This is a genomic window from Chromatiales bacterium (assembly GCA_024234935.1).
Classification (GTDB): Bacteria; Pseudomonadota; Gammaproteobacteria; order Steroidobacterales.
The window spans coordinates 421,202-444,396 of sequence record JACKNI010000002.1 but is presented as its reverse complement, the minus strand read 5'-3'; the positions used below and the strand labels follow the sequence as shown (position 1 = coordinate 444,396).

The following is a 23,195-nucleotide window of genomic DNA, read 5'->3' as shown; positions in this document are numbered from 1 at the left end:
GCCCGACGCTACCCGTTCAGCGCGACAGTGCGGGATCTGGTGTGGCAGGGATCGTCTTGCGCTCGCCCCGGTCGGCCTGATCCGTGTCGGCGTCGGCCGCAACGGGCGCGGCAACGCTCCCGGCCGGCGCTTCCGGCGGCGGCAGATAGAGATCACCCTTCAGGCCGCAGGCGGCGAGGGTGAATGCCATCATCAGCGCTGTGCCTGCGCGCAACATGCACACAGTATACGGCGATCGCCGGGCCATCACGGTGCGCCTCATTGCCCGCGCTTCCTCTTCAGGTCCGCGGCCACGCGCAGGTAGGCGTCGCGAAAACTCAGGCCTTCTTCCAGCACCAGGCGATTGGCCCGCCCGGCAGCATGAATGGAGTCGTCGAGCCGGATGTTTTCAGGCAGGAACCTGACTCCGTGAATCAGCTGCGCCATCACGCGTGCCGAATCGCCGGCGAGGTCGATGGCCCGGAACAGCGGCGCCTTCATGCGCTGCAGGTCGCGCTGATAGCCTGAGCCGAGCTTGGCCGGCAGACCGAGTATCTCGACGAGTGCTGCCTGCATCGTCGGCCCCGCACCGCGCACCAGTTCGAGCACGTCAGGGTTGCGCTTCTGCGGCATGATCGAAGAGCCGGTCGTCATGTTGTCGGGCAGGCTGATGAAACGGAACTCCTGCGTATAGAACAAGAGCAGGTCAGCAGCGATCCGTCCGAGGTCCTGTGTCAGCAGGCACAACTCGAAGACCAGTCCGGCCTCGGCCTTGCCGCGCGAGATCTGCACGGCGGTCACGGGCTCATGCACTGTGTCGAAATGCAGGCTGCGCCGCGTCGCTTCGCGGTCGATGGGCAGGCCCGGAACGCCATAGCCGGCCGCACTGCCTAGCGGATTGCGGCTGATCCGCCGCCGGCTCGCTTCGATGCCCGTGGCATCGTCACGCAGTTCGGCTGCGAAACCGCCGGCCCACAAGGGTACCGAGCTCGGCATGGCCTGCTGCATGTGGGTATAGCCTGGCAGATCGGTATCGGTTTCCCGCGCGGCGAGTTCGTTCAGCGCGACGGCGACATCCTGTGCGGCTTCGGCGATGCCCGCAGCGGCGTCCAGCAGATAGAGCCGCAGCGCTGTCAGTACCTGGTCGTTTCGCGAGCGGCCGAGGTGCACGCGTTTGCCGGCGTCACCGATCGCCTGGGTCAGGCGCCGCTCGAGCGCGGTATGGCAGTCTTCTTCTTCAAGGCTGATCTGCCATTCGCCGGCCGCATGCGCCACGCCGAGCAGTTCCAGCCCGCTGACGATCGCCGACAGGTCCGCGTCAGACAGCAGCTTCTGGGTGTGCAGCATCTGCGCATGGGCGATGGACGCCTGCACGTCATAGGCGACCAGACGTGCGTCGAGCAGATGATCTTCGCCGGCGGTGTAGCGCAGGATCCGCGCATCCAGCGGCTCGCCCTTGTCCCAGAGACGTTTCATGGCATGCACCTCGATGCTGCGTTCAGGCGCCGGCTTCCTGTTCTTCAGGCGTCAGCGTATCGGTGTCCTCGACGACCAGCGTCCCCGTGCCTTCATTGGTAAAGATCTCGAGCAGCAGGCTGTCGCGAATCTTGTAGGAAATCAGGTGCACGCGCGGCACACCGCCACGCACCGCTGCTTCGATGGCACGCGCCTTGGGCAGCATGCCTTCGGCCAGCGAGCCGTTCTTGCGCAGTTCCTGCAGATCATCGAGATCCAGGTAGGAGACCAGCGAGGAGGGGTCCGCGCGATCCTCGAGGATCCCGGGCATGCCCATGGTCAGGATCAGCTTCGAGGCGCCGAGCGCTGTTGCCAGCGCGGCAGCGACCGTGTCGGCATTGATGTTCAGCACCGTGCCGGAATCATCCGCCGAAAGCGGGCTGACGATCGGCACCAGGCCATTGTCGAGCTGGGCCCGCACCACGTCCGGATTGACGGAGTCGATGTCGCCCACGAAACCGAAATCCACGGGGCCGCCGTCATGTCCTTCGACATTCACGGGCGGACGCTTGTGCGCCTTGATCAGTCCGCCATCCACGCCGCTGATGCCGACCGCAGGCAGGTGCAGTTCCCGGCAGGCCGCGAGGATGCGCGTGTTCACCTGGCCGTTGAGGACCATGGTGCTGACATCGAGGGTCTGCTTGTCGGTGACCCGCCTGCCGCCGATCATGCGCGTCGGCACGCCGAGTGCCTGGGCGAGTTCCGTGGACTGCGGGCCGCCGCCGTGCACGAGCACGACCCGTATGCCGACCTGGTGCAGCAGGGCGACCTGCTCCAGCAGATGATGGGTCGCCGAGTCCGACGCAAAGACCTCGCCACCGGCCTTCAACACGAAGATCTTCTTCTTGTAGAGGCGGATGTAAGGCGCCGCGTGTTTCAGGGCGGAGACGACAACGTCGCGCTCGTGAGTGTTCTGCATGGTCATGTTCCTGCTGGTAGCTGTTGTCAGGCGCCGGGGCCCATCATCTGGTAGACCACGGCCATCTGTCCCCACATGCGGTTCTGCGCTTCGTGGATCACCACGCTGCGTGGCCCGTCGAGGATACGGTCGGTGACGGCGACGCCGCGCCGCACCGGCAGACAGTGCATGAAGCGCGCATCGGGCTGTGCCGTGGCGAAACAGGGCTCATCCACGATCCAGTCCTGCAACTGCTCGCGCAGCTTCTGGTCGCCGACACGGTCGCCGTAATGCTGTGTCGAGGCCCACTCCTTGGCATAGATCACGTGTGCACCTTCGTAGGCCTCGGCGCGTTCGTTCGTTTCGCGCACCGAACCGCCGGACAGCTTTGCGGCCTGCTCGGCCTTGGCCATGATCGAGGGCGGCAGCGCAAAACCGTCCGGGCGTACCACGGTCACGTCCATGCCGCGCATCGCCGCCATGTGCAGCGTCGCGGAGGGCACGGCCAGCGGCAAGGCTTTCGGGTGCCACGACCAGGACAGCACGAACTTGCCACCCTGCTTCGGGATGCCGAGCTCGTCCATGGTCTTCCAGTCGGCCAGGCTCTGGCAGGGATGCTGGATCGCCGACTCCATATTGATGAGCGGCACGTTCACCAGCTCACGCATCGCCATGAATTCCTTGTCAGCCAGGTCGTCGGCGAGGCTCACGCGATTGGCGAAGGCGCGGATGCCCAGCGCATCGCCATAGGAACTGATCACCGGAATCGCCTCGCGCAGGTGCTCCGCCGCGACGCCGTCCATGACGATGCCCGAGCGCGTTTCCAGCCCGTGTATCGACATGTCCGGCGAGATCACGAAGGATCCGCCGCCCAGCCGGATCATCGCTGCCTGAAACGAGGACAGCGTACGCAGCGACGGACTCAGGAACAGGAGCGCCAGCACCTTGCCGGCCAGTGCCTGCGGTTCCGGTTTTTTCTGCAGCCGGCCCGCCAGCTTGAGCAGCGCTTCGACCTCCGGAATGCCGAGTTCGGCCAGATCGTTGAAAACCTTGAGAGCCATGAATGTTCCCTTGTTCAGCCAATATCAGCCAGCGCCGCGCAGAGTGTCTGCACGTGCTGGCGCTCGAGTGTCAGCGGCGGCAACAACCGGACCACGGCCGGGTCCGAACTCGTGCCCACCAGTATGTCGCGATCCAGCAGCGCGGTCTGCACGTCCTTCGCGGGCCGGTTGCAGCGCAGGCCGAGCAGAAAGCCCCGGCCCTGCACACTGGTAACCGGTCCGGTGAGCGCGGATTTCCGCAGCTCGGCGGAGAGCGTGCGGACGTTTTCCAGCAACCGGTCGCGCCTGATCACTTCGATCACCGTGCTGACCAGCGCGCAGGCCATCGGCCCGCCGCCGAAGGTCGTACCCAGGTCACCGGACTTCAGCTTTGCCGCCAGCTCTTCGCCAAGGAGCAGCGCGCTGCAGGGGAAGCCGCCGCCGAGCGCCTTGGCAGTCGTCAGCATGTCCGGCTGCACGTCGTAGAGTTCAGCTGCAAACGCTGCGCCAGTCCGGCCTACACCGCTTTGCACTTCATCGACGATCAGCAGCACGCCATGCTGCTTGCAGGCAGCCGCGACCGCGGCGACAAAGGCCGGGTCCAGGTCGAAAGCACCGGCCAGACCCTGTACCAGCTCGATGATCACGGCCGCTGTCTCTCCGTTGATCAGCGCTTCGGCTTTCGCGATATCGTCGCGCGGAATGAAGTCCACGTCGAAGGGCGTGCGCGGAAAGCCGTACCAGCTTTTCGCTGCACCCCAGGTCACGGCGGCGCTTGCCGCGGTCCGGCCGTGAAAGCCGTGTTCGAGCGCGACCACCCGCGAGCGGCCGGTGGTCCGGCAGGCGATGCGCAATGCGTTTTCGTTGGCTTCCGCACCACTGTTCGCGAAGAACACGCGGCGGAGTCCCGGCGGCGCAATGCTGACCAGCGCGTCGGCAGCCTGCGCACGGACTTCGAGCGCCACAGCGTTGCTCTGGAAGTACATGCTTTTCGCCTGCCGGCTCAGCGCGGCAAGCAGATCCGGGTGCGCATAACCGAGTGCAGCTACGGCGTGGCCGCCGTAGAAGTCGATGATCCACCGCGAGCCGCAGTGGAGGTAAACGCCTTCAGCCGATTCGGGTTCGATCGGCAGCTGCGCATAAACCTGCAGCAGGTGTCGGGCTTCGGACTGTTGTGCTGTGGTCATGTTGTTCAGATCCAGCCGGGTGCGGGCGCATCGAGGCCGGTTTTTTCCGGCAAGCCGAGCAGGCGATTCATCCACTGGACCGCGCCGCCGGCGGCGCCCTTGATGAGATTGTCGAGAGTCACCATCACGGCCACGCTGTGCCCTGAGCACTCCACGCCGATATGACAGTAGTTGCTGCCGGCCACGTCCTTGATCCGCGGCATGCCATCGACTACCTGCACGAATTCACAGCCGGCATAGAAGGCGGCCAGGCGGTCGCGCAGCTCGTCGCTGGTTTGCGGTGCCTTCAGTCGTGCCTGCAGCGTCATGTGTATGCCGCGTGCAAAGGGCCCGGAGTGCGGCACGAAGTTGAGTTCGGGCGCGACGCCGGTGAGCTGTGCACAGATCTGCACCACTTCCGGGGCATGCCGGTGGCGGAGCGGGTTGTAGGCAAACAGGTTCGAGTGCCGCTCGGGGTGATGCGTCGTCGGCGTCGGCGTGCGGCCCGCACCCGTGCTGCCGGTGATGCCGGTGGCATAGATCCGTGGCTCGCAGATCCCCAGCTTGAGCAGCGGCACGGCACCAGCCAGCATCGAGGTCGCGAAGCAGCCCGGATGGCCGATGTGCGGGCCGGGAATGCCGCTGACATGTTCGGGCAGCGCGCAGCTGAACAGCGGCAGCAGTTCCGGTGCGCCATGCGGTGTCTTGTACACGGCCTGGAAATCGACCGCGTTCCTGAAACGGAAGTCCGAAGACACATCGACCACTGTCAGCCGGCACTGCCGGGCCTCTGCTGCCTGCAACAGCGTGGCAATCACGCCGGCGCTGACGGCATGCGGTGCGGCTGCAAACAGCGCCATCCGCGGCGACGTCATGCGCGCGGCGAGATCGGCCTGCGTGATGAAGCCCTCGGCTTTCAGCAGCGGGGCGAGGTGCGGGAACGCGGCGCTGATCGCCGTACCCGCCGCGGTTTCCGAAGACACGCCATGCAGCTCCAGCTGCGGATGTCCCGCCACCAGGCGCAGCAGTTCGCCGGCCACATAGCCGGTGCCGCCGACGATCAGCGCGGGAATCCGTTCGCTCATGTCAGCTTCAGCCCCAGGTGACGCGTAACCTCGTCACCGATCTGCATGGACTCGGTCACCGCATTGATGGCCTTGACGCCCATGCGCTGCACGATGATGTCCTTGCCGACATCGTTGTCGGTGGCCGGGCCGGTGACGATGTGCGGCTCGATACCGAAATCCTCCCGCAGCAGTTTCACGCCACCCCAGGCCGCGACCGGATCGTTGGCGCAGAGCACGAGACTCGACAACGAGGCGCTGACGCCGGCATCGCGCAGGATCGCCTCGACGCCATAGGCGCCGAGAATGCCATCGCCCAGTTCGAAGACGATGCAGTCGGGCTTTTGCGCAGCCAGCCGGTTGAGCATCATGCGCGTGACCGCCGGGCCGTTCTTTCCTGTCGTGCAGGTGACGCCGAAGTCGGAGAAGATCAGCGTCGAGCGCGCGCCGGCGTCCTCCATGGCGAGGATGTCCCGTCGCAGGGCAACGCCGGTGGCCTTGAAGGCATCGACGATGTGGCCGTGATGCCGGAGCCGGCTCACGATGGCGCTCGCCGCGGCAGTCTTGCCCGAATTCATGCAGGTGCCGGCGATGGCCACCACCGGAATGCCCAGCGTGTCCAGCGGTGGCTCGACCGCCAGTTTCTCCATGCCGATGCGCACCGGCACACCGATGCGCTCACCGAGAAACGGAAAGCCGAGCACCACGCCGAGCACGCGCACATCGAAGGGCGGGCCGAAACTCGCGTTGATCGAGTCGCAGGCGCCGATCACGCCGCCCATGTTCAGGAGTTGCAGGGTATCGCCGACGGCGATCTTCTCGGGGATATGTCCGGAGTAACCGAACAGCGCCTTCCGGTGGCCGATCGCACCCACGACGATATCGCCCCGCTTCACCACCGCCATCCGGCCGCTGGTGAGCTCGAGCTGGTTGTAGGTGCTCTTGTTGTTCAGCACTTCCGCGGCGATGAGCACGCCTTCCTCGCAGGGAATATCGGCGCTGACCCGGATCTCGCGCTTGAGGTTCAGGTGCTGGGCGACCGAGGCGATCTTGTCGGCGACGATGGTTTTCATGCTGTGCCTGCCCCCTTGCCGCCGGCGGCCCGCGTTTGCAGGATGCCGGGCAAAGACAAAATCCGTGAATAGCCAAGCGCATCGGCTGGCGTCCACTCGCCGGCCTTCTCGCCGTACACGCCCTTGGTCGCGGCCATGAGCGAGTGCGGCGAAATGACGCCCTCGATGAACAGGTTGCCGGGCCGGAGCACGATCTTCACGTCGCCCGTGACCCGCTGCTGCGATGAGCCGAGCAGCGCCTCGATGTCACGGCACACGGGATCCAGCTGCTTGCCTTCATGCACGAAGTCGCCGTACTGGGCCGCAACCTGGTCCTTGATCCGCTGCTGCGGGCCGGAGAGCACGAGCTTTTCAAGTTCGCGATGGGCGTTGAGCAGGATGTCTGCCGCAGGCGCCTCGAAAGCCACCCGGCCCTTGGTGCCGAGCACGGTGTCGCCCACGTGCACGCCGCGGCCGATACCGTAGGCACCGCCGATGGTTTCCAGGGCTTCGATCAGCGCGACCGGATCCATGGCCTTGCCATCCAGTGAAGTTGGCACACCCTGAGTGAAACCGACGGTATGCCGCGCGGCTGGCTGCGGCTTTTCCAGTGCGTTCGGCGACAGTACCCACGCGTCCTCGGGGATCGATTCCCGCGAGTCCAGCGTTTCCCGGCCGCCGATGGTCACGCCCCACAGGCCGCGATTGATCGAGTACGACGAGCCGCGCACCGGTACCGGCAGCTTCCGGTCTTCCAGGTACTTCTGCTGCTCGCTGCGGATGAAGCCCTCATCCCGCACCGGTGCCAGCACTTCGAGGCCCGGCGCGATCGTGCGCAGCGCGACCTCGAACCGCACCTGGTCGTTGCCGGCTGCCGTGCAGCCGTGGCCCACGGTCTGGCTGCCGCGTTCCCGCGCGAGTTCGGCGAGCAGGGTCGCCTGAATGCCCCGCTCGGCGCCGACGCACAGCGGATACAGGTGCCCGCGCCGGACGTTGCCGAAAATCAGGTACTTGATGACCCGCTCGAAAAACACCTGACGGGCTTCGACCAGGACGTGCTCGACGGCACCCAGCTGCTTCGAGCGCTGTTCCAGGTCCTTGACGGCTGCGGCATTGAGGCCGCCGGTGTTGATCGTCACGGTCACCACCGGCCGGCCCAGCTGTTCTTTCATCCACGGCACCAGGAACGAGGTGTCGAGCCCGCCCGAAAAGCCCAGGATGATCGGCGATTGGTTTTTCTGCTGTGTCGTCATCATTCTCTCCAGGCGCCGGACTCAGTTGCCGGAACCGCTGCTGAACCGGGCCCGAAGCCGTGCCACGAGCCGTTTCTGGTCGCCACCGCTGCCGGTGGCAACAAATATGGTGTCGTCGCCGGATACCGTGCCGACGATCTCCGGCCAGCCCGAGCGGTCCAGTGAAAGCGCCACCTGCTGGGCGCCGCCTTCCACCGTCTTCACCACCGTCTGATAGGGCCCTGCGGTCCGGATCTCCTTCACGAAGTCCGCCAGCACCGCCATGTCCCGGCTGGTGTCCGGCTCCTCATCTTCAGTCACCGGCCGGTATTCCTGGCCCAGCTTGGAGATCCCCAGCTGGCGCAGATCCCGGCTGATGCTCGATTGCGTCGCTTCGATCCCGCGCTTGCGCAACAGCTCGACAAGCTCGTCCTGCCGCGACACATGCCGCTGCCGCAGGATTTTCAGGATCGCCTGCTGTCGTTCATCGCGCTGTTCGGCGCCAACCGGCATTCACAACCCCATGCGCATAGACATAGAAGGATGCGCATAGTATCCAGATTAGGGGTGGTGTCAAGTGGTCGGCCGCAGGGACCTAGCCGAGATACGGTGCCAGCATCGGATGCGACTGCTTCAGGTCCGCGAGCAGTCGGTCGGTGTGGTGGACTCCGCGGATGGCCCGCACGACCAGATAGGCGCCGAGCAGCACCAGGCCGGCGTTGATCACCATGATCGGGATGAAGAGGCTCAGCACCTTCTCGATGTCATAGTATTTCGAGGTGGCAATCAGCGCGCTGATCGTGGCGAGTGGCAGCGCAAAGACCGCGATGCCGGTGCGCATCAGCGACAGCGCCGTGCGCTTTTCGGCCAGTATGAGCTGGGCGGCGCCGACGACCAGCTCATCGTGTCCATCAGGGGTGGCCATAGCCGCTGAGAATAACAGCCGCCACCGGCCTCGCGATGCCAAACCGGGGCTGTCGTGTCTGCGGCATTTGGCGCCGCAACAGTCCCGGCGGAAGCCGACACAATTGATTGCAATGTCGATAAACCGGCGTAGACTCTGTCCAGGCACCTCTTGAGACAACGCCAGCGAGGCCAGACCATGACAGCAACCACTGTTGATGCAGCGCCATCCAACCCGATCCTCCGTGCCATTTATCGTCCACCTTTCATCGGCATCATGGCGTTCACCGCCGCGCTGATGATCATTCCCATCGCTCACGGCGTAATGGTGCTCACCGAACACCTGTTCGGTGAGGAACATCGCTACACAGCAGCCTTTCTGATGGGTGCGATTGGCATCTACATCCTGTGGATCGGCGTCAAGCTCCGCAGGGAAGCGATCGGTACGTGGCTGGGGTTCTTTGCCGGCACCCTGCTGTGGACCAGCTGGGTCGAGTTCGCATTCATGTTCTACGGCCGGATACTTTACGGCGTACCTGTGCAGCTCGAAGGTACCGAGATCATTCAGCTGCCGGAATACATGATGATGACCACCTCGGTGGGCGTCATGATGACGTCGTTTTTCTATTTCTTCTTCAACAAGGAAACCCGCTGCAATTTCTTTGTCTGGTTCCACCAGCGTCTCGGCATGTACATGGGTGAGCGGACCAGCGGCCGGGACCGCAACTTTGCCGCGATCACCTTCATGGAGACCGTGTTCATTACCTGGTTCTTCTATCTGGCCCAGCTGACAATCTATGACCCCTCACTGGTTGGCGCCCGTCACTGGATCGCCTACGCATCGTTCTTCGCCTGCTTTGTCTGGGGGATCTACCTGTTCATCCGCCTGATGAAGTACAGGCGGGTCTCGTCGGCCGTACGCTATGCCATTCCGACTTCGATCATCCTCTGGGTTGACGTCGAGTTCCTGAGCCGATGGAACATGTTTACCGAGGTCTGGTTGCACCCGCAGGACTATATTCTCGAGTGCACGATGATCGTCGTCGGCTGCGTCATCGTGACAATCCTGACCATGCGCACGCCAAAAAAACCTTCCGAGCTGGAGGCATCATGAGAACCGCCTTTCTCACTCTGGTGATGACGCTGGTTTCGACGGCCAGCGCGGCCTTCGATACAGGCGGGTCTTCATTCGGGGCGGATGATCCCGCTGCGATCCACTGTGAACTGCTGGAGAAGATGTACGAGCGTGCGCCAACCGGTACCGAGCGGCAGTTCTATAACTGGGCGCAGGGCTATTTTGCAGGTCGCAGCGCGAGCGGTCCGGCGGCAGCAAAGCGCGCATTACCGGCCACCGGTGAGGCCAGGGAACACGCATTCAGCAAGATGCTTGCGTTCTGTGCAAGAAATCCCGAGGCAACGTTCAGCGAGGCCGTGCTCGCCGAGTGGCAGGCTTCAGCGCCATTGCCGGCACCCAACTGATAACTGATGTGCAGCGCGTCCTGCCCGCGATAGCCATGGACCAGGCGCCAATCAGAGCGCGCTGAAGACCTTCCGGGCGAGGCCCGTCGCGGCGCCCAGCGGATCCTGACGCATTGCGCGCTCCTGCTCGCCGATGACCAGGAACAGGCCGTCCAGGGCCTTGCGGGTCACGTAGCTGTCGATACTCGCGTCTTCCGATTTCACGAGGCCCAGTCGCTCGCCCTGGCCGGCAAGGCTGTTGTATTGCTCGGCCAGCTGCACCTTGGCGGTCGCCCGCTGGACGATGGGCAGGAACTTGATCGTCAGCGTTTCCGACGTGGTCTTGCGAAAGTAGTCGGTCGCAGCCGTATCGCCGCCGGTGAGGATGCCCTTTGCATCCTGGACGCTCATTTTCTTCACGGCATCCAACAGTACCGGGCTTGCCTCACTCACGGCCATTTCTGCGGCGCGGTTCATGCTGGTGACCAGCTGATCCGCCTCATCGCCTTTGCCCATGAACTTGAGACCGCGTTCGATCTTCCGGAGTGAATCGGGCAGCGGGATGCGGACACTGGAGTTGCCAAGAAAGCCGTCAGCAGCACCCAGCTGGCTGACAGCCCGGGTGGCACCCTGGGTCAGGGCGTCCTTGAGGCCCCTGACCGAGTCGGCATTGGAGAGGCTGTCGATACCGGCCGCGAAGCCGGGCTGTACAGCCGACAGCAGGGTTAGCAGGCCGAGGCTCATCAACAAGCTTGGATTGCGCATGGCCCGATGCTACTCCTGTTGAGCGAATTGCCAATCGCCTGAGCCGCCGCCAGACTGTCATCCGGTTTGCTGATCCGGGATCCACCCATGCGCTACCGCTTTCGCCTGCCCGCGCTCCTGCTCTCGGCCGTGCTCGGTGCCCAGCTCGCGGGATGCGCCAGCCTCACGCCAGGAGACCCGCTGCAGGTCACGGTGGCGGGCATAGAGCCGTTGCCGGGCGAGGGGCTGGAACTGCGGCTGATGGTGCGGCTGCGGGTGCAGAACCCGAACAGCACGCCGGTGGACTACGACGGCGTCTACCTGCAGCTCGATGTGCAGGACAAGACCTTCGCGACGGGCGTCAGCGACCAGGGCGGTAGTTTGCCCGCCTTTGGTGAGTCGCTGATCCGCGTACCCGTCAGCGTGTCGGCGATGCGCATGGCGCGTCAGTTCACGGGTGTGCTCGACGGCAAGCCCGTGGACCAGATCAGCTACAAGCTGACCGGCAAGCTGGGCGGCGGCCTGCTGGCGACGCGCCGGTTCGAGACCCAGGGCGAATTTGCACTGTCGGGATCAAGCGTCCGATAGGCAGAACGCTGTCGTTGCGGAAACGCCCTGACAGCGGGTCACCTTAAGACCGTCTAAAGAAATCTTAATTCTCCCTCGCCGGCCGGACTGGTTGAAAATCCGGCGACAGACCCTAGTCTGGTCTCATGGCCTGCGGAGAGACTGCTTGATGACCGCTCTCGTTGACCCTGCTGCTGCTGCGGAGAATTCTCCGCCCGCCAACGACGCCCTGCACGCCCGGTTCCGGGCACTGCGGGACGTACTCTCGACGGCCATCATCGGCCAGGCTTCGCTGGTGGACAGCCTGCTGATCGCCCTGCTCGCGGACGGGCATCTGCTGGTCGAGGGTGCGCCCGGTCTTGCCAAGACCACGGCGGTGAAGACGCTCGCATCGCACGTCGAGGCTGATTTCCAGCGTCTGCAGTTCACGCCGGACCTGCTGCCCTCGGACCTCACCGGTACCGATATCTGGCGACAGCAGGAGGGCCGCTTTGAATTCCAGCCGGGACCGCTGTTTCACAACCTGCTGCTCGCCGACGAGATCAATCGCGCACCGGCGAAGGTGCAGTCGGCACTGCTGGAGGCGATGGGCGAAAGACAGATCACGGTCGGCGGAAAGACATATTCATTGCCGAAACTGTTCCTGGTGATGGCCACGCAAAACCCGATCGAACAGGAGGGCACCTATCCCTTGCCCGAAGCGCAGCTCGATCGGTTCCTGATGCTGGTGCGGGTCGGATATCCGGATGCCAGCGCTGAAATGGAGATCCTGCGGCTGGTACGCAACCAGGTGCGCGATGCCTTGCAGGCCGCACCGGTGCTTCCGCAGCGCGTATCGCAGGCTGAGGTCTTCGCGGCACGCGCCGCGATCCTCGACGTGCATTTCGCCCCTGCGCTCGAGCAGTATGTCGTGGAACTGGTGCTCGCCACGCGCGACGCCAGCCCCTACGACAAGACGCTTGCAAGACGCATCGCCTGGGGTGCAAGTCCGCGCGGTTCGATCGCGCTCGAGCGCTGCGCACGCGCACGGGCCTGGCTGGGCGGGCGGGATTTCGTGACGCCAGATGATGTACACGCTGTTGCCCGCGATGTGCTCGGTCATCGCGTGCTCCCCAGTTACGAGGCCACCGCCGAAGGCTGGGACGGCCCGCGCCTCGTGGATGAAGTGCTCAGGCACGTGCCGCTGCCGTGACCGGCCGAAACGATGGCACGGGAATCACTCCAGCCTGAGGGCCATGGCATCCGGCCGGCATTGGCCGAGCTGATCGCGTTGCGTGCAAGAGTCCTCGCATGGCCGCCGCCACAGCGTGGCAGTGCGCCGCAGGACGGACCGGCGCTGTCGCCCTTGCGCGGGCGCGGGATGGACTATGCCGAATCGCGACTCTATGCGCAGGGTGACGATGCGCGCCACATCGACTGGCGCGTCACCGCGCGTACCGGTCGTCCACACACCAAGGTTTTCCATGCTGAACGCGACCGGGTGAGCTTCATCGTGGCGGATACGGCACCGGCGCTGTATTTCGGTACCCGCCAGTGCTTCAAGTCCGTGCAGGCGGCCCGCGTCGGTGCGCTTGCCACCTGGGCTGCGCAGCGCAGCGGCGATCGCATCACGGCCTTGCGCGGCACGCCCGGCGAAGCCCCGCGCCCGCCGTCCGGTGGTCCTCGCGGTGCGCTGCGTGTACTCGATGCGCTGGCACGGTGGTATGCGCGGCCGCCGGTGGACGATGCTGGTCTCGACTTTGCGCTGCGGGCGGTTCAAAGGCTCGGCAAGCCGGGTTCGCGCATCCTCACTCTCGCCGACCCACGCAGCATCGAGGCGCTGGTCGACGCGCGGCTGACGGCCCTGTCTGCGCATCACGACGCGATTGCGGTGCTGATCGTGGATCCGCTGGAGCTCGCGCCGCCGCAGGCGCGGCTTGCTTTCGCGGCAGGTCGCGCGCGGATCGAACTCGATCTCGCCGATCGTGCGGGCCGCGAGCGCTGGCACCACGCCTTTGCGGAACGTTTCAGTCTCACGCAGGAACGACTCAAGCGCCTCGGCTGGCGGACGCTGACGATCCGTACCGACCAGGCGCCTGAACAGGTACTCGGCGCGCTGTTGCCGCGGCGGCGGGAGGCGGCATGAATCCGCAGCTGCAGCTGCGCGATATCCATTTGCCGGCCGAACCGTCCTGGTGGCCGCCCGCGCCCGGCTGGTGGCTGCTGGCGATCCTGCTGATCCTCGCCGCGGTGCTGCTCACGCGCTGGATATGGCGCCACGTTCGCCGGCGCCGTCGTCTCACCCGGTTGATGGCGGAGTTTGATGCGGCGGCGAGTCTCGGCGATCCCGGCGCGCGACTGGCCGCCATCTCCCAGCTGCTTCGCCGTGCCGCCCGCCTGCGCGATCCGCGCGCTGCCAGCCTGCAGGGTGAGGACTGGCTGCGTTTCCTGACCCGGGTCGATGAGCAGCAGCCGCCTGCAACAGAGACCTGGCGCATCCTGCTCAACGGACCCTGGCAGCCGCAGATCGATGCGGCGGCAGTGGACGCCCTGATCGACGTCGCGCGACGGTGCTTCCTGAGCCTGGTGACTTCGCCATGAGCGACAGTTATTCGAACCTGGTATTGGCATGGCCATGGCTGCTGCTGGCTTTGCCGCTGCCCTGGCTAGCGGCACGCCTGCTGCCGGCCGTCCGCACCGGGCTCGAAGCAGCGCTGCGCATTCCCTTCGGTGATGACGTACGCGCGCTGCAGACGCAGGCCGATCGTGCGCCCGGCATGCGCTGGCCTTTGCTCCCCTTGCTGGCCTGGGCTCTGCTTTGTGTTGCGGCTGCGCGGCCACAGCAGCTGGGTCCAGCGGTTCAGCCACCCGAGACCGGCCGCGACCTGCTGCTGGCGGTCGATCTCTCGCAGAGCATGGGGACGGAAGACATGCGCCTCGGAGCCTATGCCGTCGATCGTCTGACCGCGGTGAAAGCCGTGCTGGGCGACTTTCTGGACCGGCGGGTGGGCGACCGCGTGGGCCTTTTGCTGTTCGGTGAGCGTGCCTATGCCGTCACGCCACTCACCACGGATCGTGACGCTGTCCGCCAGCAACTCGAGGACAGCGTGGTCGGGCTGGCCGGAACGCAGACTGCGATCGGCGATGCGATTGCACTGACGGTGAAGCGCCTGACCCGGGATGCCGGCAACGATCAGGGACAACGCGTACTGATCCTGCTGACCGATGGCGTCAATACCGCCGGCGCGATTTCACCGGAGCAGGCCACGCAGCTCGCGGTCGATGCAAAGGTTCGCGTACACACGATCGGCTTTGGCGGCGAGCAACAGGCGCTGGGCATGTTTGGCTTGCGCCTGCAGCAGCCCGCGGAGATCGATGAAGCGACGCTGCGCTCGATCGCAGAGCAGACCGGCGGTCGCTACTTTCGCGCCCGTGATACCGATGAGCTCGCCGGCATTTATGCCGAACTGGATCGCATCGAACCATCGCCCCGGCCTGGCGAAGTGCAACGTCTGCGCATCGAGCGCTATCCGTTGCCGCTGGCGCTCGCCCTGGTGGTTGCAGCGCTGGGCTTCGCGCAGCGCCATGTGCGTTTTGGCGGGCGCATTCCCGTGAGCAGCAGCCGATGAGCGCGGACTTCATCTTCCTGCGTCCCTGGTGGCTGCTGGCGCTGTTGCTGGTGCCGGCGCTGGTCTTTCTGCAGCGTTCGCGACGCGACGGGCGCAACGCCTGGCAGCAGGCGGTCGATCCGCATCTGCTGCCGCACCTCATCGAGACCACGCGCAAGGATCCCGCCTCGCTGCGCTCCTGGCTGATCCCCCTGGGTGCGGCGATCGCCATCGTCGCGCTGGCCGGGCCCTCGTGGCAGCAGCAGAAGGCGCCGCTGTGGCAGGTAAAGGCACCGCTGGTGATCGCGATGGATCTCTCTTCGGCGATGCTCGCCACCGATCTCGCGCCATCGCGCCTGCAGCAGGCACGCGCGAAAGTCAGTGCCTTGCTCAAACAACGACGTGGCGGCGAAGTCGGCCTGGTCGCCTGGGCCGGTGACGCGTTCACGGCTGCGCCGATGACGCGCGATGCGGCTACAGCAGAGGTCGTGGTCGACAGCCTGGCGCCTGATCTCATGCCCGTAGATGGCCAGCGTGCCGATCGCGCCATCGAGCACGCCGTCAGCATCATGAAGCGCGCGGGCTTCGAGCGCGGCGATATCCTGCTGGTCACGGACCACGCCGATGCACGGGCGGAAGCGGCCGCCGCGCGCGCCCGCTCGCAGGGTTTCCGCGTGTCGGCGCTCGGGGTCGGCACGGCAGCAGGTGCGCCGATGACGAGCGCCAGCGGCTTCATCAGCGATGCGCAGGGTCAGGTGCAGCTCGCGCGCCTGGACATGGGCAGCCTGCGCGCGCTTGCGGCCCGCGGCGGTGGCACGGCGGTCGAGCTGACGGTGGATGGCAGCGACCTCGATGCACTGGGCGTGCTCGATCCGCAGGGTCCGGCAAGCCAGGCGACGAGTCCCGGCACGACTGGTGCCGATGGCGAGGCTGCGGCGAGGACAGCAACCACCGTTCAACGCGGCGATGATGGCTATTGGCTGGTGCTCCTGCTGTTGCCGCTGGCGCTGCTCGGCTTTCGTCGGCACCAGGTGCTGGCGCTGTTGCCGCTGGTGCTGACGCTGGCGGTCCTGTGGCAGCCAGCGCCGGCGGCGGCCGCAACGGCCGTTCCCGCAGGGTCGTCCGGCGGCGCACCAGCGCCAGCAGTGCCACCTGCATCCGCAAAGCCGCCATCGGTTCCGGCTGCCGCCTGGGACCGGTTGTGGCAGCGCCAGGACCAGCGCGCCCGCGCCGCGTTTGAATCCGGCGATCTCGCCAGGGCGCGCGAACTCGCACCGGACCCGTCGCTGCGCGGCGCGGCCGCGTATCGCAGCAAGGACTGGTCGGCCGCCGCGCGGGATTTTGCCGCCGGTGACAGTGCGGACGCGCAGTACAACCTCGGCAACGCGCTCGCCATGGCCGGTGACTATGAGCAGGCACTCGCCGCCTATGACAAGGCGCTCGCGAGGGAACCCGATATGGCGGATGCGCTCGCCAACCGGAAAGCCGTTGAGGATGCGCTCAGGCAACGGAAGCCGCCGGAACAGGAGCAGCAGGACAAGCAGGATCAGCAGGGCGAGGACAAGACCGGTCAGCAGAAGCGGGGCGAGGGTCAGCAGGATCAGGACAGTCAAGGCCAGGGCAAACCGGATAAGGGCAAATCGGACCAGGACAAGCAGGACCAGGACAAGCAGGACCAGTCCGCCGAATCGGGAAACCAGTCAGCAAAGCCTTCCGGTTCCGCCGCAGCAGACTCAACCGGCAGTGATCGGGCGGAGCAGCAACCCGAAACCGGACCGGCTGCATCGGCAGACGCGCAGCGCGAAGCCGACGCCGCGGCAAAGCGCGAGATGCAGCAGGCGCTGGCGCGTCAGTCCGCAAGTGAGCAGGCCGGCCAGGCGGACCAGTCTTCGACGCCCGTTGCCCGGCTGGGCCCTGAAGACCGCGAAAAGGCCGAGCATCGGCAGGCGCTGCAACAGTGGTTGCGGCGTGTACCCGACGATCCGGGCGGCTTGCTGCGCTGGAAGTTTGCGCTCGAATACGAGCGGCGTCAGGAGAAGGGAGAAGCACCATGAACCGGCTCGCCGCCCGCTGTGTGCGCCAGGGCATGTTTCTCTGCCTGTTGCTCACGGCCATCAGCGTGTCGGCGGCGCCGCGCGCATGGCTGCAGCCGGAGCGCATCGCACTCGGCGAAAGCACCACGCTGCATGTGGAAGCCGAAGGCGACGGGAACACCGCGCCTGACTTCAGCGCCCTGCAGAAAGACTTCGATCTGCGCGGCCAGTCCAGCAGTACCAGTACGACCATCCGGAACTGGCAGACCGAGTCGCACATCAGCTATGAGGTGATCCTCGAGCCACGTGCATCCGGTGTCTACACGATTCCGCCAATCAAGGTCGGCAATGGCAGTACGCAGGCACTTTCGCTGACCGTGACACCGGCCACCCCGGGATCGGCACAGCGAGGCGACCAGATCTATTTCGAAACCGGACTTTCAACGCACGAGCCCCGGGTGCAGCAGGTCGTCGGCTATACCGTGCGCCTGTACTACGCCGTGCCTCTCGTGGAAGGCCAGGTCGAGGTCAATGCGCCGGAAAACGCGAGCCTTGAGCAGGTCGGCGAAGACCAGACCAGCGAGCAGTACATCGATGGCCGGCGCTTCCGGGTACTCGAGCGCCACTATCTGCTGACGCCGGAAAAGAGTGGCCCGATGACACTGCCGCCGCCCCGCTTTCGCGGCCGCGCGCGCAGCAACAACGCGATCGGCTTTTTCAATAATCTCGCCCCGGTCAGCCAGGTCGGCAGACAGGAAACGCTGGAGGTGCGGCCGCTGCCGGCGGGTGCGCCCACACCGTGGCTGGTCGCTGACCGTCTCAGCCTCAGCCGCAAGGATGTGGTCGGCGAAGTGCGCGCGGGTGAGCCGCTGATGCTCGAATACAGCCTGTTTGCGGAGGGCGCGACAGCCGTCCAGTTGCCTGAACTGCAGTTGCCGGCCATTCCCGGCGCCCAGGTGTTCCCGGAACCGCAGCAGAGCCACGATGACATCGTCGATGGTCGCCCCGAGGCGACGGTGACGCGCCGCTTTGCGGTGGTGCCCGCGCGCGCCGGCAGCCTGCAGCTGCCGGAAATGCGCCTGGACTACTGGAACGCGACGACCGATCAGGCTGCGACAGAGACGGTACCGGGCATGACGGTCAATGTGACCCCCGGTGTCGTCACGCAACCCGGCAGCACCGGGGCTGTGCCGCCGGCACCGGCTGTCCCGCCGGTGGTGGCACCCGTACCGGTCACACCCGACGGGCAAGCAAATGGAGCGGCCGCAAACAGCGCTGCGCCGGACGATGTCACGACCCTGAGGCTGTGGCAGGCGCTGACGGGCGGCCTCGTCCTTGCCCTCGTGCTGGCATTGGCCTGGGGCTGGCGACGCGGCCGCAAGCCCGAATCCGCGGTCGCCGTCCTGCAGGCGTCCGGCGCGCGCGCCGAAGATGCCCTGCCTGAGCTGCAGCGCGCACTCGGCAGCGGTGAGCTGCACCAGATCGCCGCCGCGCTCCGCGCCACGACCTCGCCGGCCAGTGCGTCGCTCGGCGCGCTCAAGTCGAAACTGGGCGATGCACGGCAACGCACTGCCATCGAGGCACTCGAACGCAGCCTGTGGGCCAGCGGCGGCAGTGATAAACAGAAAACCCTGGAACAGCTGCGCGAGGCGTTTCACGCCGGCCCGCAATTTGTCGCCCGGCCGGTGCGGGCAGACCACGATGGGCTACCATCGCTGTATCCAGCGCGAGACCGGTCCGGGGTCTGATTGCCCCGTGCTTGCCGGACTTCGGACCTATGGCCATGAGGGCAACCGACATGCAGCAAGGAAAGGGTTTGTGGGCACTGCGCGGCCTGATACTGGCCGGAATCCTGCTGGGCGCGCCATTCAGCGGTTTTGCCCAACATGAGCACGACGATGCTGCGGGCGGTGCGCTGCTGCTGGACCATGGCGCAAAGTGGGCGACCGATGCGCCACTGCGCCGTGGCATGGAACAGATCCGCAATCTGGTCGCGGCGCCACAGGCGGCGGTTGCTGCCGGCGCAGCTCCTAACCCCGCTGACTCGCGCCAGCTCGCGGGGGAAATACGTCACCAGGTCGATGAACTGATCCGCAACTGCAAGCTTGAGCCGGAAGCCGATGCGGTGCTGCACGTACTGATTGCCGGCATGCTGCAGGGCGCGGCCGCGCTTGCCGGTGAGTCGCCATCGACCGATGGTCTTTCGCGTATCCAGCATGCGCTCGATCAGTACCCACAGTATTTTGCCCATCCGGGATGGGAAGCCGGCGGCATCGCCGCGCCAGCGGCGCTGGCCGCACAGTTCCAGCAGGAGCTGGCCGGAAAACTCCAGGCGGCGATGCAGGCCGGTGGACCGGTCAATGCCATCGCCGTATGCCGGGACGAAGCGCCGGCCATCGCGAGCCGCCTGTCGCGCCGGAGCGGCTGGCAAGTGAAGCGCGTCGGCACCCGCGTGCGTAATCCGCTGACCGGCATGCCCGATGCCTGGGAGCAGCGCGGCCTGGCGCAGTTTCAGCAACGTCTGCAGGACGGTGAAGCGGCGAAGCAGATCGACACGCTGGAGGTCGCCGAGGGCCCGCAGGGCCAGTCCGTGCGTTACATGAAAGCGATCGTCACGGCACCCCAGTGTCTGGCCTGTCACGGCGCACCGGAGTCAGAGCCGCCGGCGCTGCGTGCCGCGCTTGAGCGCGACTACCCGCACGATGCCGCCACGGGCTATGCTGCGGGCGAACTGCGCGGTGCGTTTTCCCTGCAGCGCCAGTTGGCGTCGCCATAGACCCTGGCGCTTCGGAGTCTCGCCATGCCCGTTTCTGCATTTCCCGGTTTCTACGGCCAGGCCCCGGTGATCACCGTACGCGACCCGCTCGCCGACTTCCTCGGTGCTGCTGCCGGCGGTGTATTCGAGTACCGCTACGCTGATGCGGTCCGGCTTGCCGGCCACAGTTGCCCGACCGTTGCCTCGGCCTTCCTGATGACGCGTGCGGCGCTGGCCGCGCTCTACGGTGATGATCTGCCAGTACGTGGCGACATCCGCGTCGACCTCGCGGAAGCCCACGATGCCGGCGTAGCCGGGGTGATCGCGAGCATCGCGACGCTCATTACCGGAGCGACGAGCGATACCGGCTTTCGTGGCCTGGCCGGTCAGTTCAACCGCCGCAACAAGCTGTACTTCAGCCAGCCGCTGACTCACGGTGCGCTGCGATTCACGCGCCTGGACAGCGGCGCAGCAGTTGAAGTCGCTGCCGATCTGTCATCCATTCCCGGTGTTCCGCGCATGGCTGAGCTGATGCGCTCGTGTCTCGCCGGGCAGGCGAGTGCTGCGGAATGCAAGGAGTTTCAGGCGCTCTGGCAGGATCGCGTGCGTCGTCTGCTGCTCGAGTTTGCAGACGATCCGACGATCATCCGGCTGCAACCGGCATGAGTTTCGAAGTCAACCAATCAAGCAGCGTCGCCGCCAGCGTCGCCAGGCACCCAGTGCGGAAAGCCCCGTCAGCAGCATGAAGTTGGTGGCAGGCAGCGGTACCGGTGATGCCGTGGCAAGCCGGTAATCGACGCCGCTGCCCGATTCCAGGTTGAAGTCCACCACCGGCGCACCGCCGCTGCGGAACACGCCGCTGATACCGCTCCAGGAGAGTGTGTGCGCATAGTTTGCGAGGCCGGTGGCCGAACCGGCGACTGCCAGCTCATCCCATGAAATCGCCTGGGCGGTGGCTTTGGCCTTGAGCGTATATCCCAGGTAAAACTCCTGACCAAAGGTGAAGGGGACAAGCACCGACAAAGCCCCGAACTCGTAGTAACCGCTGGGGGGTGCGCCGCCGATATTGGAGGCGCCCGCGAAGGCGTATGCACAGTAAGCCGCCGCGCTGAGACACTGCCCTGCAGGGACTGCACCGGTACCCATGGGTGCAAGCCCGGTGCCCTTGACGGACAAAGTGGCGAAGGCGCTCTCTGTATTGCTGGCGGTCTGGTTCTCGGCCTGCACGAACAGATTGCCGTCGAGTATCAGGCTGGCCGTGAAGTAGCCGGACTGGCCCGTCAGTCCAGCCTTGTTGATCACGACGCCATCCCACCAGCTGACTGTAGTCTCGGCGGTACCGGATCCGGAGTTCAAATTGCCGCCACCGGTGGTCACGGCAACACCGGCGTGCACACCCATCAGCGCGGCACTGGCCGAGCCCAGGGCAGCACTCTGCGTGGTGGTGAAGGGCGAGCCTTCCAGGGCTGCGCTGCTGTTGCTGTCAGTGAGGATACCCGTGGTTGCAGATGCACTTGTATAGGGACTGTCCTGGCTGTGGTTGTCCTGGATCTCGGGCGCTCCCGGATAGGGCCGGTAAGCTGCGTGTGCGCTGGTTGCGGAGTAACCATCCGCTTCGCCCGGGGTTGCCGCCTGAATCGTTGCGGCGGACAGGCCGGCCAGGAACACAATCGACAGTGATGCAGCAGCGTGACGAGTCATGAAACCGTTCTCCAGGGCGGGGAAGCAAATGTCGGGAGCAAATCTATCCCGGCTTTGCATCGCCGCATAGATGCTTATGTCCAGTCGCACAAGTATTTGTTGTCTTAGAATGTACGCCCTTGCCTGCTCCGGACGCTGCAATGAGCACCTCAACGATCAACCCCCGTGACCGCCTCATCTTTGCCCTCGACGTACCGGATGCCACCGCAGCCCGGCAGCTGGTGGAGCAACTCGGCGACGCGGTGACTTTCTACAAGGTCGGGCTGGAACTGATGGCAGCGGGTGGTTACTTCGAGCTGGTCGAGTGGCTGCTGAAGCGGAACAAGAAGGTCTTTGCTGACCTGAAGTTCTTCGATGTACCGGCCACGGTCAGCCGTGCTGTGTCGCTGCTGGCGAAGCGCGGCATTACCTTTGCCACCGTGCACGGCAACCAGGGCATCATGGAAGCGGCCGCTGCGGCCAAGGGTGAGCTGAAGATCCTGGCGGTGACGGTGCTTACCAGCCTCGACCGGGGTGATCTCGACGATCTCGGTTTCAAGTGCGATGTGGAAGCACTGGTGCTGTCGCGGGCGCGGCGCGCGCTGGAGGCGGGCTGTGACGGTGTGGTCGCGTCCGGGCTCGAGCTGCCCGCCATGCGCCGGGCCATCGACAAACGCCTGCTGGTCGTGACGCCCGGCATCCGGCCGGTCGAGAACCGGCCGAGCGATGACCAGAAGCGCGTGGTCACCGTCGAGCAGGCCTTTGCCGACGGCGCCAACTACATCGTGGTCGGCCGCCCGATCCGCGATGCCAAGGATCCACGCGCTGCTGCCGAGGCCATCCAGCAGACTATCGCGCAGCGGTTTTCGGCAGCTTCCTGAGTTTCTTTTCCAGTACCGGCCAGACGTTGTCGAGCAGCAGGGGCTGCGCTTCCGCGGTTGGATGTATGCCGTCGGGCTGGATCAGTTCCAGATCCAGCGCGACACGCTCGAGAAAGAATTCGACCAGATCCACCCGGTACTGTCTTGCCAGTTCGGGATAGACAGCCGTGAAGGCCGCGGTATAGCGGCTGCCGTAGTTGGTGGGAATCTGCATGCCGGCAAGGATGACTTCAGCGCCGGCTTCACGACTCAGTTCGATCATTTTCGCCAGGTTGCCGCGCACGACCTTGATCGGCGTGCCGCGCAGCCCGTCGTTGCCGCCCAGTTCGATGATGACGATGGCCGGTCGATGAAGCGCCAGTGCGCGTGGCAGGCGACTCAGACCGCCGCCCGTGGTATCACCGCTGAGGCTGGCGTTGACCACCTCATAGCCGTACCCTCTGGCTGCCAGCCGGTCGCGGAGCAGGGACACCCAGGATTCCTGTTCGCTCATGCCGTAGCCTGCACTGAGGCTGTCGCCGAGTATCAGCACGGTGGGGTTGCGGTCTGCCGCCGCAGCCTGCACAACTGACGTCAACAACAGCAGGGCGATGGCGGCAAAGAGCGCCTGGCGCATGAATGACGGGTTTTTATGAATGGCG

25 protein-coding genes are annotated in these 23,195 nt (G+C 65.6%); 12 read left to right on the top strand and 13 right to left on the bottom strand.

From position 1 onward, the window contains the following. Positions 1-16: 16 nt before the first annotated feature. The 10 genes from H6979_07435 to H6979_07390 all read right to left on the bottom strand — a co-directional run bounded on the left by H6979_07435 (position 17) and on the right by H6979_07390 (position 8,871). Positions 17-217, bottom strand: a complete 201-nt coding sequence (locus tag H6979_07435; GenBank protein MCP5139672.1) for a lipoprotein — start codon at positions 215-217, stop codon at positions 17-19. Between the two features lie 41 nt (positions 218-258). Beyond that, a complete protein-coding gene (argH, locus tag H6979_07430; GenBank protein ID MCP5139671.1) occupies positions 259-1,455 on the bottom strand; it encodes an argininosuccinate lyase in 1,197 nt (398 codons plus the stop codon). Positions 1,456-1,477: 22 nt separating this feature from the next. After that, a complete protein-coding gene (gene argB, locus H6979_07425) occupies positions 1,478-2,413 on the bottom strand; it encodes an acetylglutamate kinase (protein MCP5139670.1) in 936 nt (311 codons plus the stop codon). Positions 2,414-2,439: 26 nt separating this feature from the next. Continuing rightward, a complete protein-coding gene (locus tag H6979_07420; GenBank protein MCP5139669.1) occupies positions 2,440-3,453 on the bottom strand; it encodes an N-acetylornithine carbamoyltransferase in 1,014 nt (337 codons plus the stop codon). Between the two features lie 14 nt (positions 3,454-3,467). Then, positions 3,468-4,619 (bottom strand): aspartate aminotransferase family protein, encoded by a 1,152-nt coding sequence (locus tag H6979_07415; protein ID MCP5139668.1) that lies wholly within the window; start codon positions 4,617-4,619, stop codon positions 3,468-3,470. A 5-nt stretch (positions 4,620-4,624) separates the two neighbouring features. After that, on the bottom strand, positions 4,625-5,683 hold the full coding sequence (argC, locus tag H6979_07410; GenBank protein MCP5139667.1) for an N-acetyl-gamma-glutamyl-phosphate reductase: 1,059 nt from the start codon (positions 5,681-5,683) through the stop codon (positions 4,625-4,627). Beyond that, complete coding sequence (locus H6979_07405) at positions 5,680-6,735, bottom strand: hypothetical protein (protein ID MCP5139666.1); 1,056 nt, start codon at positions 6,733-6,735, stop codon at positions 5,680-5,682. The genes argC and H6979_07405 overlap by 4 nt, the downstream gene beginning before the upstream one ends. Next, entirely contained in the window at positions 6,732-7,967 is a 1,236-nt protein-coding gene (argG, locus tag H6979_07400) for an argininosuccinate synthase (GenBank protein MCP5139665.1), read from the bottom strand. Before argG ends, H6979_07405 begins: the two co-directional genes overlap by 4 nt. A 21-nt stretch (positions 7,968-7,988) precedes the next feature. Continuing rightward, on the bottom strand, positions 7,989-8,459 hold the full coding sequence (locus tag H6979_07395; protein ID MCP5139664.1) for a hypothetical protein: 471 nt from the start codon (positions 8,457-8,459) through the stop codon (positions 7,989-7,991). An 82-nt stretch (positions 8,460-8,541) separates the two neighbouring features. Then, on the bottom strand, positions 8,542-8,871 hold the full coding sequence (locus H6979_07390) for a hypothetical protein (GenBank protein MCP5139663.1): 330 nt from the start codon (positions 8,869-8,871) through the stop codon (positions 8,542-8,544). 177 nt (positions 8,872-9,048) lie between these two features. Between H6979_07390 and H6979_07385 the strand changes: the two genes are divergently transcribed. Both H6979_07385 and H6979_07380 read left to right on the top strand, forming a co-directional pair. Beyond that, entirely contained in the window at positions 9,049-9,963 is a 915-nt protein-coding gene (locus H6979_07385; protein MCP5139662.1) for a hypothetical protein, read from the top strand. After that, positions 9,960-10,328 (top strand): hypothetical protein, encoded by a 369-nt coding sequence (locus H6979_07380; protein ID MCP5139661.1) that lies wholly within the window; start codon positions 9,960-9,962, stop codon positions 10,326-10,328. The genes H6979_07385 and H6979_07380 overlap by 4 nt, the downstream gene beginning before the upstream one ends. A 51-nt stretch (positions 10,329-10,379) precedes the next feature. Here H6979_07380 and H6979_07375 read toward each other — a convergent pair whose 3' ends face one another. Continuing rightward, a complete protein-coding gene (locus H6979_07375; protein MCP5139660.1) occupies positions 10,380-11,072 on the bottom strand; it encodes a DUF4197 domain-containing protein in 693 nt (230 codons plus the stop codon). An 87-nt stretch (positions 11,073-11,159) separates the two neighbouring features. Between H6979_07375 and H6979_07370 the strand changes: the two genes are divergently transcribed. The 9 genes from H6979_07370 to H6979_07330 all read left to right on the top strand — a co-directional run bounded on the left by H6979_07370 (position 11,160) and on the right by H6979_07330 (position 20,659). Beyond that, positions 11,160-11,639 carry an LEA type 2 family protein gene (locus tag H6979_07370; GenBank protein ID MCP5139659.1) on the top strand — a complete coding sequence of 160 codons (480 nt, stop codon included), beginning with the start codon at positions 11,160-11,162 and terminating at the stop codon, positions 11,637-11,639. A gap of 148 nt (positions 11,640-11,787) precedes the next feature. Further along, entirely contained in the window at positions 11,788-12,810 is a 1,023-nt protein-coding gene (locus H6979_07365) for a MoxR family ATPase (GenBank protein MCP5139658.1), read from the top strand. Between the two features lie 12 nt (positions 12,811-12,822). Continuing rightward, a complete protein-coding gene (locus tag H6979_07360; GenBank protein ID MCP5139657.1) occupies positions 12,823-13,743 on the top strand; it encodes a DUF58 domain-containing protein in 921 nt (306 codons plus the stop codon). After that, entirely contained in the window at positions 13,740-14,198 is a 459-nt protein-coding gene (locus tag H6979_07355; protein MCP5139656.1) for a DUF4381 domain-containing protein, read from the top strand. The genes H6979_07360 and H6979_07355 overlap by 4 nt, the downstream gene beginning before the upstream one ends. Then, on the top strand, positions 14,195-15,226 hold the full coding sequence (locus H6979_07350; protein ID MCP5139655.1) for a VWA domain-containing protein: 1,032 nt from the start codon (positions 14,195-14,197) through the stop codon (positions 15,224-15,226). The genes H6979_07355 and H6979_07350 overlap by 4 nt, the downstream gene beginning before the upstream one ends. Further along, positions 15,223-17,259: a VWA domain-containing protein gene (locus tag H6979_07345; GenBank protein MCP5139654.1), complete on the top strand. Its 2,037-nt coding sequence runs from the start codon at positions 15,223-15,225 to the stop codon at positions 17,257-17,259. The genes H6979_07350 and H6979_07345 overlap by 4 nt, the downstream gene beginning before the upstream one ends. Further along, positions 17,256-18,986, top strand: a complete 1,731-nt coding sequence (locus H6979_07340) for a BatD family protein (protein MCP5139653.1) — start codon at positions 17,256-17,258, stop codon at positions 18,984-18,986. Before H6979_07345 ends, H6979_07340 begins: the two co-directional genes overlap by 4 nt. Before the next feature lie 50 nt (positions 18,987-19,036). Then, the gene (locus H6979_07335; protein ID MCP5139652.1) at positions 19,037-20,014 is read left to right on the top strand and encodes a DUF3365 domain-containing protein; all 978 of its coding nucleotides are present in this window, start codon (positions 19,037-19,039) and stop codon (positions 20,012-20,014) included. Between the two features lie 24 nt (positions 20,015-20,038). After that, on the top strand, positions 20,039-20,659 hold the full coding sequence (locus H6979_07330; GenBank protein MCP5139651.1) for a hypothetical protein: 621 nt from the start codon (positions 20,039-20,041) through the stop codon (positions 20,657-20,659). Positions 20,660-20,668: 9 nt separating this feature from the next. On the opposite strand, the gene H6979_07325 is transcribed toward H6979_07330, so the two are convergent. Continuing rightward, positions 20,669-21,694, bottom strand: coding sequence for a hypothetical protein (locus H6979_07325; protein ID MCP5139650.1), 1,026 nt, complete (start codon positions 21,692-21,694; stop codon positions 20,669-20,671). Positions 21,695-21,834: 140 nt separating this feature from the next. On the opposite strand from H6979_07325, the gene pyrF reads away from it, so the two are divergent. Further along, positions 21,835-22,554, top strand: a complete 720-nt coding sequence (gene pyrF, locus H6979_07320) for an orotidine-5'-phosphate decarboxylase (protein ID MCP5139649.1) — start codon at positions 21,835-21,837, stop codon at positions 22,552-22,554. On the opposite strand, the gene H6979_07315 is transcribed toward pyrF, so the two are convergent. Beyond that, a complete protein-coding gene (locus H6979_07315) occupies positions 22,523-23,170 on the bottom strand; it encodes an arylesterase (GenBank protein ID MCP5139648.1) in 648 nt (215 codons plus the stop codon). The genes pyrF and H6979_07315 overlap by 32 nt on opposite strands. Between the last annotated feature and the right edge of the window lie 25 nt (positions 23,171-23,195).